Origin of the sequence: Isoptericola halotolerans (genome assembly GCF_045689585.1) — a bacterium.
Classification (GTDB): Bacteria; Actinomycetota; Actinomycetes; order Actinomycetales; family Cellulomonadaceae; genus Isoptericola; species Isoptericola halotolerans_B.
Genome location: NZ_CP140108.1, coordinates 3727321 through 3738628 on the forward strand (window position 1 = coordinate 3727321; position 11308 = coordinate 3738628).

General features: G+C 73.7%; 8 protein-coding genes. 3 read left to right on the top strand and 5 right to left on the bottom strand.

Annotated features, from left to right (window positions below; genetic code table 11):
* Positions 1 to 55 precede the first annotated feature (55 nt).
* From UQW22_RS17515 to UQW22_RS17525, 3 genes are all read left to right on the top strand, one after another.
* A complete protein-coding gene (locus UQW22_RS17515; protein WP_407318454.1) occupies positions 56 to 1105 on the top strand; it encodes a LacI family DNA-binding transcriptional regulator in 1050 nt (349 codons plus the stop codon).
* A 166-nt stretch (positions 1106 to 1271) separates the two neighbouring features.
* Positions 1272 to 3527 (top strand): glycoside hydrolase family 6 protein, encoded by a 2256-nt coding sequence (locus UQW22_RS17520; protein ID WP_407318456.1) that lies wholly within the window; start codon positions 1272 to 1274, stop codon positions 3525 to 3527.
* A 94-nt stretch (positions 3528 to 3621) separates the two neighbouring features.
* Positions 3622 to 4389, top strand: coding sequence for an endo-1,4-beta-xylanase (locus UQW22_RS17525; protein WP_407318457.1), 768 nt, complete (start codon positions 3622 to 3624; stop codon positions 4387 to 4389).
* Positions 4390 to 4467: 78 nt separating this feature from the next.
* On the opposite strand, the gene UQW22_RS17530 is transcribed toward UQW22_RS17525, so the two are convergent.
* The 5 genes from UQW22_RS17530 to UQW22_RS17550 form a co-directional block, all read right to left on the bottom strand.
* The gene (locus tag UQW22_RS17530; protein WP_407318458.1) at positions 4468 to 4965 is read right to left on the bottom strand and encodes an acyl-CoA thioesterase; all 498 of its coding nucleotides are present in this window, start codon (positions 4963 to 4965) and stop codon (positions 4468 to 4470) included.
* Between the two features lie 61 nt (positions 4966 to 5026).
* On the bottom strand, positions 5027 to 6709 hold the full coding sequence (locus UQW22_RS17535; RefSeq protein ID WP_407318459.1) for a GTPase family protein: 1683 nt from the start codon (positions 6707 to 6709) through the stop codon (positions 5027 to 5029).
* The gene (locus UQW22_RS17540; RefSeq protein WP_407318460.1) at positions 6706 to 8775 is read right to left on the bottom strand and encodes a dynamin family protein; all 2070 of its coding nucleotides are present in this window, start codon (positions 8773 to 8775) and stop codon (positions 6706 to 6708) included. Before UQW22_RS17540 ends, UQW22_RS17535 begins: the two co-directional genes overlap by 4 nt.
* 139 nt (positions 8776 to 8914) lie before the next feature.
* Entirely contained in the window at positions 8915 to 10597 is a 1683-nt protein-coding gene (gene ettA, locus UQW22_RS17545) for an energy-dependent translational throttle protein EttA (protein ID WP_407318461.1), read from the bottom strand.
* A 101-nt stretch (positions 10598 to 10698) separates the two neighbouring features.
* Complete coding sequence (locus UQW22_RS17550) at positions 10699 to 11286, bottom strand: single-stranded DNA-binding protein (RefSeq protein ID WP_407318462.1); 588 nt, start codon at positions 11284 to 11286, stop codon at positions 10699 to 10701.
* Between the last annotated feature and the right edge of the window lie 22 nt (positions 11287 to 11308).

An 11308-nucleotide genomic window follows, 5' to 3' on the forward strand; every position in this document is an offset into this window, starting at 1 on the left:
TGCGTGCGCCCCCCGCAGGTGCATCATGCCCCGAAAACCGGCAGAGTGTGGGAGCGTGCCCAGAACGCAGCGCGGCGACGACGCCCGACCGGCCCCCGGGCGTCGGGTGACGATCACCGACGTCGCCCGGGCGGCCGGCGTCTCGATCGCCGTGGTCTCCTACTCGCTCAACGGTCGACCCGGGGTCTCCGAGACCACCCGCCGGCACGTGCTCAAGGTGGCCCAGGACCTCGACTGGCGGCCCAGCGCCGCCGCCCGCTCCCTGCGTTCGACGGACACCACCAGCGTCGGGCTGCAGGTCCTGGACGGCACGGGCTCCGTGCACAGCCGCTCGGCCGGTCTCGACCTCGCCGCCGGGCTGCGCGACGTCCTCGGCGACGTCGCGCTGGCGCTCGAGGTCACGGCGGACCGGGAGACCGGCAGCGCGGACCTCGAACGCGCCTGGAGCGAACGGCGGCACACGGCGTTCGTCGTGCCGGACCTGCTCGTCGACGACCCGCGGGTCCGCGTCGTCGGCCGGGTCGGCGCCCGGGTCGTCGCCGTCACGCCGCCGGACCTCGGGACCGCTGGCGCCGAGCACGCCGTGTGGTTCGGCGGCGGAGCGGACGACGCCGTCGGGCGCTACCTGGTCGACCTGGGTCACCGCCGGACGGTGCTGCTCGTCGCGGACGCCGGGGCGGACGTCGCGCGCGCCCTGCACGCCGGGCTGCTCACGGCGACCGCGGGCCTGGCCGCGACGGTCTCCGTCCTGGAAGCGAGCACGGCGCCCGCGGCGGGAGCGGTCGCGGCCCGCCTCTTCGCCGACGAGGACCCGCCGACGGCGGTGGTCACCGACGGGGACGTGACGGCACTGGCCGTCCTGGAGGCCGCCCGGCACCGCGACCTGCGGGTGCCGTGGGACGTCTCGGTGGTCTCGGGGGCCGACGCCGACACGTGCCGCCTGGTGGACCCGCAGCTCACGGCGGTCGCCCGCCCGTGGCGGGGCCTCGCCCCGGCGGTGGCGGCAGCCCTGGGCGTCGGCCCGGAGGGCTCCGTCGACCCGCCGGCGGCACGTCTCGTCATCCGGGGCACGACGGCGCCGCCACCCCCCGGCGTCGGTACCTAAACGTTTTGGCGAGGTGCGCGTGGGAGCGCAACCAGTCCACGTTGGGGGCGTCGGGCAGCTCGCCCGGCGCACGGGCGACGAGGCCCGTGCCCCCGAACCTCTGGAGGATCCCGTGCGATCTCGATCCTGGCGACCGCGCAGAGCCGCGTCGGTCCGACCGCTCGCCGTGGCCGCGACCCTGGCGCTGGCCGCGAGCCCGCTGATGGCCACCACCGCCTCGGCGGCAGAACGCGTCGACAACCCGTACGTCGGCGCCGACCAGTACGTGAACTCCTACTGGTCCGAGAACGTGGTCGACGCCGCCGCGGTGGCCGGCGGCGAGCTCGGCGAGAAGATGCTCACCATCGCCGACACCCCGACCTCGGTCTGGATGGACCGGACCAGCGCCATCGAGGGCAACGTGGACGGGCCCGGCCTGCGGTACCACCTGGACGCCGCCGTGGAGCAGCAGCAGGGCGACACACCGATGGTGTTCAACCTGGTGATCTACAACCTGCCGGGGCGGGACTGCTACGCCCTCGCCTCCAACGGCCTGCTCGAACCGACACCGGAGGGCATGGCCGAGTACAAGAACGAGTACATCGACGTCATCGCGGACATGCTGGCCGAACCCCAGTACGCCGACCTGCGCGTCGTGGCGACGATCGAGCCGGACTCGCTGCCGAACCTGGTCACCAACATGTCCGAGCCCGCGTGCCAGGAGTCGGCACCCTACTACCGCGAGGGCACGGCGTACGCCCTCGACCGGCTCTACGAGGCCGGCAACGTGTACTCGTACATCGACGCCGCGCACGCTGGCTGGCTGGGCTGGGACTCCAACGCCGGGCCCGCCGTGGACGTGTTCCAGGAGGTCGTGACCAGCACCGAGCACGGGTACGACACCGTGGCCGGCTTCGTCACCAACACCGCGAACTCCACCCCGCTGCACGAGCCCTTCCTCGAGGACGAGCCCTTCGGCAGCGGCGGCGGCACCCAGGTGCGCCAGGCGGAGTTCTACCAGTGGAACAGCGACTTCGACGAGCTCGACTGGACCGAGCACCTGTACTCGCTGGCCGTCGCGGCCGGGTTCCCGTCGGACATCGGGATGCTCATCGACACCTCGCGCAACGGCTGGGGCGGTCCGGACCGGCCGACGGCCGAGAGCAGCTCCAGCACCCTGAACATCTACGTGGACGAGTCCCGCGTGGACCGTCGCACGCACCGTGGCGCGTGGTGCAACCCGGACGGCGCCGGCCTGGGCGAGCGCCCGACCGTCAACCCGACGGACAACGCCGCCTCGCACCTCGACGCCTACGTGTGGGTCAAGCCTCCGGGCGAGTCGGACGGCAACTCCGAGGAGATCCCGAACGACCAGGGCAAGAGCTTCGACCGCATGTGCGACCCGACGTTCGCCTCGCCCAAGCTCGACGGCGCGCTCACGGGCGCCCTCGGCGGCGCGCCGCTCGCCGGCCAGTGGTTCCAGGACCAGTTCGAGATGCTGGTGACGAACGCCTACCCGGCGATCGACGGCGGGACCGTCGACCCCGACGCCGAGGCGCCCAGCGCCCCGGCGGGGCTCGCGGCCGGCCAGGTGACGTCGTCGTCGGTGGCCCTGACCTGGGACGCCTCGACGGACGACACCGGCGTGACCGGCTACACCGTGCTGGTCGACGGTGACGCCGCGACTACCAGCGCGACGACGTCGGCCACGCTCACCGGCCTGACGGCGTCGACCACGTACGAGATCACCGTCACGGCTCGCGACGCCGCGGGGAACGTCTCCGACGCGTCGGACGCCCTGTCGGTCACCACGACCGAAGGCGGTGGCGGCGAGGACACCGAGGCGCCGACCGTGCCGGCGGGTCTCGCAGCCGGTGACGTGACGTCGTCCTCGGTGGCGCTCGACTGGGACGCCTCCGACGACGACACGGGCGTGGCCGGATACCTCGTGCACCGCGACGGCGAGCAGGTCGCGGACGTGTCCGGCACCTCCGTGACGGATTCCGGCCTGGCGGCCGGCACGGAGTACTCCTACACGGTCTCCGCCTACGACGCCGCCGGGAACGTCTCGGCCGCTTCGGCACCGCTGTCGGTGACGACCGAGGAGGACGACGTCACCCCGGGCGGCGGCTGCACCGTCGACTACACGGCGAACTCGTGGAACTCGGGCTTCACCGGGTCGTTCGTCGTGACGAACGACTCCGGCGCCGCCGTCGACGGCTGGGAGCTGACGTTCACGTTCGCCGACGGTCAGACGGTCGACCAGATCTGGTCGGCGCAGGCGTCGCAGTCCGGTTCCGCGGTGACGATCACGCCGGCCGCGTGGTCGACCACCATCCCGGCCGGCGGGTCCGTGACCTTCGGCTTCAACGGGTCGCACTCCGGCACGAACACCGCGCCGGACGACTTCGCCCTCGACGGCGTCGTCTGCGACATCGCCTGACCCCCGCGGGGGCGGCTCGCGCCGCCCCCGCCCCACCTCCCCGCGGCCGGGGCTGCGTGCCCCGGCCGCGGTTCCACCCTTTCTCGGAGGAATCATGCGACCACGTCTCGAAAACGATTACCACGACGATCGACGGACGCGACGGACCACCGCCGCTGCCGCGGCCACCGCTCTGGTCGGCGGCACGCTGCTCGCCGGAGGCCTGCTGCTCAACCCCGCACAGGCCGCCGAACCCGTCCACGAGCCGCTCCGCGACGCCGCCGAGCGTCAGGGAGTCACGCTAGGCTTCGCCCTCACGCCTGGCCATCTGAACGACTCCGGCTACCGCGAGATCGCCGAGCGCGAGATCGACCTCGTCGTCGCGGAGAACGCGATGAAGTGGGACGCCACGGAGCCCAGCCAGGGGGGATTCAGCTGGGGGCGGGCCGACCAGGTGGTGGCCTTCGCCGACGCGCAGGACGCCGACCTGTACGGCCACACCCTCGTGTGGCACTCCCAGCTCCCCGGGTGGGTCGAGGGCCTGACCGACCCGGCGCGGCTGCGCGACGCGATGTACGACCACATCGACGCCGTCGTCGGCCAGTGGCAGGGCGGCTTCCAGGGCGAGGCGCGGCTGACGAACACCGGGCAGGACGCGCTGGACCCGTGGGAGCTGGCCTGGGACTTCAGCGGCGGCGAGACCGTCGCACAGTCCTGGGGCGGCGATCTCACCCAGACCGGCGCGCACGTCACGGTGACCGGTCCGTCGTGGCAGACCACCCTCGCCCCAGGTCAGTCCACCACCGTCGGCTTCATCGGCGCCGGCGAACCGGCCGCCGTCACCGGCCTGACGGCCAACGGCGACCCCTGCACCCCCGCCTGACCCCGCTGTGGGTATGAAATCTGCGGTTCTCCGACGCGGAGAACCGCAGATTTCATACCCACAGCGCTCGGGCGGGGGTCAGCGGCGGCGGCGGAAGGCGATCGGGTCCCCAGAGAACTCTCCGAACACCGCGCGCTCGTCGGCCGTCAGCCGACGCGGACGCCCTGCCGCGGCGTCGAGGACCACGATCGTCGTCGTCGCCCGGGTGTAGGGATCCAGGCCCGAGGCCGGCCCCGTGCGCGGGAACCCGCCGGGGGCGCCGTCGTACACCTCGTAGCAGACCTCGAGCGACGCTCCCCCGATCGACCCGATCCACATCTCGACGCGTACCGGGTCGCGGGAGAACTCCAGCGGCCGCAGGTACTCGATCTGCTGACCGGCCACCAACGTGTGCGACGTCGCGTGCGGGCCCGTGTCGAGGATCGCCGTCGGCCACGGGTCCTCCGCCTCCGGGTGCCGCCAGAACGCGGTGATGCGGGCGTCCTCCAGGAGCCGGAACATCGCGACGTTGTTGACGTGCTGGTACGCGTCGAGGTCCGACCAGCGCAGCGAGACGGGGACGTGCAGACGAGTCATGCCTGGCATCGTCGCACGTCTCCACGGCCGGCCCGGGTGCGGCGGCGTCTCACCACGCGCCTCACGCCGCCGCGGTCGTCGCGTGCTCCCGGCACGACGCCTGCGCGGCCATCTCCGCCGCGACCGGCTCCCGCACCTGCTCGCGCGCCACGGCCTCCACCGACGTCCGCAGCCGACGGCGCACCCGCCCCGCCCGTCGTCGGGCACCCAGCGCGGCGAGCGGCCGGGAGACCAGCGCCAGGAGAAGGCCGGCGACGACGCCGCCCAGGGCGAGCACCGTCGCCCACGGCACGTCGAAGGTGCCACCGCCCCACCGCGTGAAGTCGACCGTCAGGACCGGCATGATCAGCGCCGGGAGCTGGAAGTAGCGCAGCGCAGCCGCGACACCCAACCAGAGCAGCCCGAGGACCGCCGCCGCCAGCAGCAGCCACTGCAGGACCCCGACCGCCCGCCACCAGAGGGGCCGCCGCGCCTCCTCCAGCCGGGTCGAGGCGACGGCCTGGTCGAGGGTGTCCGGCAGACGCTCGACGGCCTCGGTCCCCCGCTCCCGTGCGGCGAGCACCCACGCGTCCGGCGCGCCGCCGGTGACCTGGTCGACGTAGGTGCGCACCGCCGTCGCCGCGGAGGCCCGCACGCTCGGGCGGGTCTGGGGCAACGACGTGCGGGCCAGGTCCGGCCGGTCGACCGGGACCCGCACCTGGTCGGTGCGCAGCCCGAGGCGTCGCAACGGATCCTTGCGGGCGCGGGCGATCCAGCGGGTCACGGGCCAGCCGGTCGCCAGGTGCGCGTCCCGCCTCGCCGTGCCGCGGACGGCGTCGACCACCGTGGTGACGCCGGCCGCCTCCTCCAGCGCATCGACGAGCGCACCGTGCGCTCGGTCCGCGGCGCGCACCGGCGGCGCCTGACCGCACTCGTCCACCACGCGGCGCGCGACCGCCCGGGTGTCCGCGGCCAGGCGTGCCGTCGCCGCCTCCCGCCGCCGGGCCGCGTCGGCGAGCAGCCCGCGCAACCGGTCGACACCCTGCCCCGTGCGCGCAGAGACCCCGAGCACGCGCGCCCCGGAGAGCCCGTCCGCGGCGACGAGCCGGCGCAGGTCCGCCAGGATCGCGTCGGCCTCCTCCGGTGCCAGCCGGTCGATCTGGTTCAGGGCCACGACGACGACCTCGGAGCGCCCCGCCAGCGGGCGCAGGTACCGCTCGTGCAGGGCCGCGTCGGCGTACTTCTGCGGGTCCACGACCCAGACGAGCAGGTCGGCGCGCTCCACCAGTCGCTCGGCGCGCACCCGGTGCTCGACCACCACCGAGTCGTGGTCCGGCAGGTCCAGGAGCACCAGACCCGTCGAGATGCCGGCCGGCGGCCGAGCACGGCGCAGCAGCCCGGCCGCCCGGCCCGTGCTCGCGTCAGGGTCCGGCTCCATCTCGTGGCGGCGTGGCACCTCGAGCCAGTCGAGCAGGTCGTCCGCCCCTTCGCCCCACACGGCCGCCAGCGCGTACGAGGTGGTGGGCCGCTGCACGCCGCGCTCCGCCAGCTCCGTGCCGGCCACGGCGTTGAGGACGCTGGACTTGCCCGACCCGGTGGCTCCGGCGAGTGCCGCCACCGTGTGCTCGGCGCTCAGGCCGCCCCTTTCGCGGGCACGTTCGACGACGCCGCGGGCCTCGTCGGTCAGCTCACGGTCCAGCCGTCCGGCTCCGGCAGCCAGGGCCTGCTCCAACGCGGCGGTGCGGGTGGCGAGGTCCGGCTTCATCCCTGGTCCTTTCGTCGCCAGCGCCGCCAGAAGGGCACCTTGGGCTCCTCGGGCGAGCCTGCGCCGTCCGCGTCCTGCACCGTCACCTCACGGCCCGCGAGAGTTCCCGGGAGCCCCGGGATGCCCTCGGGGCTGGTCGGTGGCCGGAAGGTCCCCGCTCCCCGCAGCATGCCGCCGCTCCACGGCCGGGTGAGGCCGTCGTCGGCCCGGGAACGGGTGGCCCGCTCCCGGCGGGCAGCATCCGCCACGTCGCGTGCGGCGTCGCGCAGCCGGTCCCCCCGCACGTCGTCGGTGCCGAGCGCGTCCAGCTGGGCGGTGTACCGGGCGGACTGGCCCCGCAGCACGGCGTCGACGCGGGCCGCGAGCCGTTCCTTCGCCTGCGCGGCGAGGCGACGGACGGCGTCGTCGCCGAAGACCGCCTCGAGCAGCTTCTGGGCTACCACGGCGGTGCCCCCCGCGATACCCACCTCGAGTCCCGTCAGGCCGGCGGTGGAGGCGAAGACGACGACCATCAGGCTCACGCCCAGCGCGTTGACACCGAAGGAGAGCGCTCGGGCGGTCCCGCGCCGGCTCTCGCCCTGCTCCCGGACCAGCTCCAGGACGTCGCCCTGCCAGGCACGGATCGCCGCGGCGACCTCACGACGGAGCCCGGGCGCGGTCCTGCTCAGCTCGAGCCCGTCCAGGAGCGCGGCGCCCGCGGCATCGTCGCGCCAGGCGGCATGCGTCCGCTCGGCAGCCTGCTCGGCGGCGTCCAGGATCACGGACTCGAGGCCGTGGGCGATCGCCTGCTCCACCTGCGGGGCCTCCTTGACGCGGCCGCGCAGGACGCGGCCGACGGCGTCGCGTACCTTGCCGGCACGAGCCTCCAGCGACCGGAAGAACTCGCCCGTCCCGATGAAGTCCTGCCACCGGGCGAGCACCTCGCCGCGCAGCAGCGCACCGTCCGACGTCGCTGCCTCGACCTGCGTCAGGGCGTCGGCGTGGTGGCGTTCGACGACGTCGCGCAGGCGGGTGTCCGCCGCGTGCTGGACGTCCGCCGTCGTGGCCAGCTCGTTCGCGCGCCGGACCAGGTCGTCGACGACGCCGTCGCGCGTCGCGGCGATGACGCGCGCTCGTGAGTCGGGGTCGCCGCCGAGGCCCGTCAGCCAGGTGGCGAGCTCACCGACGGCGTGCTCCGGCAGCAGCCCGTCCGACAGCACGGTCTCGCCGCCCGGTCCCGCCTCGGGGACGACGAACAGCGCGGCCTCGGCCAAACCGTGCTCGGTCATGAGGCGGCGCAGATCGGCCGCGACCTCCTCCGTGCCCGGGTCGACCCGGTCGAGGACGAGCGCGACCTGCGCACGGCGGGCCGCCGCCGTCGTCAGCAGTTCCCACGGCACCGCGTCCGCGTACCGGGCCGCGGTGGTGACGAAGAGCCACAGGTCGGCGGCGCCGAGGAGCTGGGCGGCGAGGTCGCGGTTCGCCTCCTCCACGGAGTCGACGTCGGGTGCGTCGAGGAGGGCGAGCCCCTGCGGCAGGTTGCTGGAGGCCACGAGACGCAGCGCACGAGGCCCGGCCGCCGGTCCGCGGTCGTCGTCACGGCCGCCGTCCGGCGGCGTGCCGTGCACGCTGGTCCGCGCCAGGCCGGGCAGCACCCGGTCGCCGGTGAACCAGCGGGCGTCGAGCGGATGGTGCACGAGCACGGGCGCGCGGGTGGTGGGACGCAGCACGCCGGGCGCCGTCGCCTGCTCCCCCAGCAACGAGTTGACCAGGGTGGACTTCCCCGCACCCGTCGAGCCGCCGACGACGACGAGCAGCGGCGCACGCTCGGCGCGCAGCCGCGGCAGGAGGTAGTCGTCGAGCTGGTCGGTCGCCCGGGCGAGGTCGGTGCGGGCGTGGTGGACCCCCGGCGTCTCCAGCGGCAGCCGCAGGGCGCCGAGCCGGGCGCGCAGCGCATCCAGGGCGTCGAGGAGGGCGGCCGCGCCGGCGTCGGGGGTCAGCGCGGAGCTCACGGAGACGGCGCCCGCGGCGCGCTCGTCGGGTTCGGCGCTCTCGTCGGGATCGTCGGGGCGGCCGGTCGCGGTCATGTGCCCAGTCTGCACACATCGGACGTTCGGTGCATGAACCCGGCCGCCTCGTCGTGTCGCCACACGTTCGCTGTGGGTAGGGAATCTCCCGGTCTGCGCGGCGCAGACCGGGAGATTCCCTACCCACAGCGAGACGGGGTCAGTCGCGCGTGAGGCGACGGTAGGTCACGCGGTGCGGACGCGCGGCGTCCGCACCGAGGCGCTCCACCTTGTTCTCCTCGTAGGACGCGAAGTTGCCCTCGAACCAGTACCAGTTCGCCGGGTCCTCGTCGGTGCCCTCGTAGGCGAGGATGTGCGTGGCGACGCGGTCGAGGAACCACCGGTCGTGAGAGACCACGACGGCGCAGCCCGGGAACTCCAGCAGCGCGTTCTCCAGCGAGCCCAGCGTCTCGACGTCCAGGTCGTTCGTCGGCTCGTCGAGCAGCAGCAGGTTGCCGCCCTGCTTGAGAGTCAGCGCGAGGTTCAGGCGGTTGCGCTCACCGCCGGAGAGCACGCCGGCCTTCTTCTGCTGGTCCGCGCCCTTGAAGCCGAACGAGGCCACGTAGGCCCGCGAGGGGATCTCGACGTTGCCGACCTGGATGAAGTCCAGCCCGTCCGAGACGACCTCCCACAGGGACTTCTCCGGGTCGATGCCTCCGCGGGACTGGTCGACGTAGGAGATCTTCACGGAGTCGCCCACCTTGAGCTCTCCCCCGTCGAGCGGCTCCAGGCCGACGATCGTCTTGAACAGGGTCGTCTTGCCGACGCCGTTGGGGCCGATGACGCCGACGATGCCGTTGCGCGGCAGCGTGAAGGACAGCCCGTCGATGAGCTGGCGGTCGTCGAAGCCCTTCTGCAGGTTCTCGGCGTCCAGGACCAGGCTGCCCAGCCGCGGGCCGGCCGGGATCTGGATCTCCTCGAAGTCGAGCTTCTTGGTGCGCTCCGCCTCGGCGGCCATCTCCTCGTACCGGGCCAGACGGGCCTTCGACTTCGTCTGCCGGCCCTTGGCGTTGGACCGCACCCACTCCAGCTCGTCCTTGAGACGCTTGGACAGCTTCGCGTCCTTCTTGCCCTGGACCTCCAGGCGCGCCTGCTTCTTCTCGAGGTACGTGGAGTAGTTGCCCTCGTAGGGGTACAGGCGACCCCGGTCGACCTCGCAGATCCACTGCGCCACGTGGTCGAGGAAGTACCGGTCGTGCGTCACGGCCAGGACGGCGCCCGGGTACGTCGCCAGGTGCTGCTCGAGCCACAGCACCGACTCGGCGTCGAGGTGGTTGGTCGGCTCGTCGAGCAGCAGCAGGTCCGGCTTCTCCAGCAGGAGCTTGCACAGCGCGACACGGCGGCGCTCACCACCCGAGAGCACGGTGACGTCGGCGTCCGGCGGGGGGCAGCGCAACGCGTCCATCGCCTGCTCGAGCTGGCTGTCGAGGTCCCAGGCGTCGGCCGCGTCGATCGCCTCCTGCAGCTCACCCATCTCGCTCATGAGCGCGTCGAAGTCCGCGTCGGGCTCGGCCATGAGCGCCGAGATCTCGTTGAAGCGGTCGACCTTGGCCTTGATCGGCCCGACCGCCTCCTCGACGTTGCCCAGGACGGTCTTCTCCTCGTTGAGCGGCGGCTCCTGCTGCAGGATGCCGACCGTGTACCCCGGCGAGAGCCGGGCGTCGCCGTTCGACGGCTGGTCGAGGCCGGCCATGATCTTGAGGATCGTCGACTTCCCGGCCCCGTTCGGGCCGACGACGCCGATCTTGGCGCCGGGGTAGAAGTTCAGCGACACGTCGTCGAGGATGACCTTGTCGCCGTGCGCCTTGCGCGCCTTGTACATGGAGTAGATGAACTCAGCCACTGGCTCGTTTCCACCGTTCGATCGCGCTGTTGGAGAGGGACCGGCGGCACGCCGGGGAAACCGGCGTACGGCCGGTCCCCCAGCCTACGCGACGTGCTCCCTCAGCCCACGGTCGACGCCGCCGGCTCGTCCGCGCCGTCGTCCGCACCATCGTCCGCGGAGTCGTCGCCGGCGCCGGTGAGGTCGTCGGCGGCCGTGCTCCCCTGGTCGTCGGTCCCGCCGGTCAGCGCGCGGGCGTCGTCCGGCGCCGCGGCGACGGCCCACGGGTCGGACCGGTCCGGCGCGCCCGAGGCGACGGCTCGCCCGACGGGCTCGCCCGACGACTCGTGCACCACCCGGGTGAACCGGGTCATGCCCCGGGTCGCGTCCGGCCCGACGGCGTCCGCGTCCACGACCAGGCTGGTGCGCTCGCGTCCGTCCCGATCCGTCCACTCCTCGGTGGACAACCGTCCGGTGAGCACCACCGGCTGTCCCTGCACGAGGGACTCGCTGACGGTCCGGGCCGCGCCGCGGAACGCCTTGACCGTGAACCACGCGGTCTTCCCGTCGCGCCACTCACCGGTGCGCGGGTCACGCACCCGCCGGGTGCTGGCCACCCGGAAGCTGGTCCAGGGCACGTCGTGGGGCGACAGGTGCAGCGCGGGGCTCGTGCCGACGTAGCCGGTCACCGTGACGATCGCATCGCTCATCGTTCCTCCTGAGGTCTCCGGC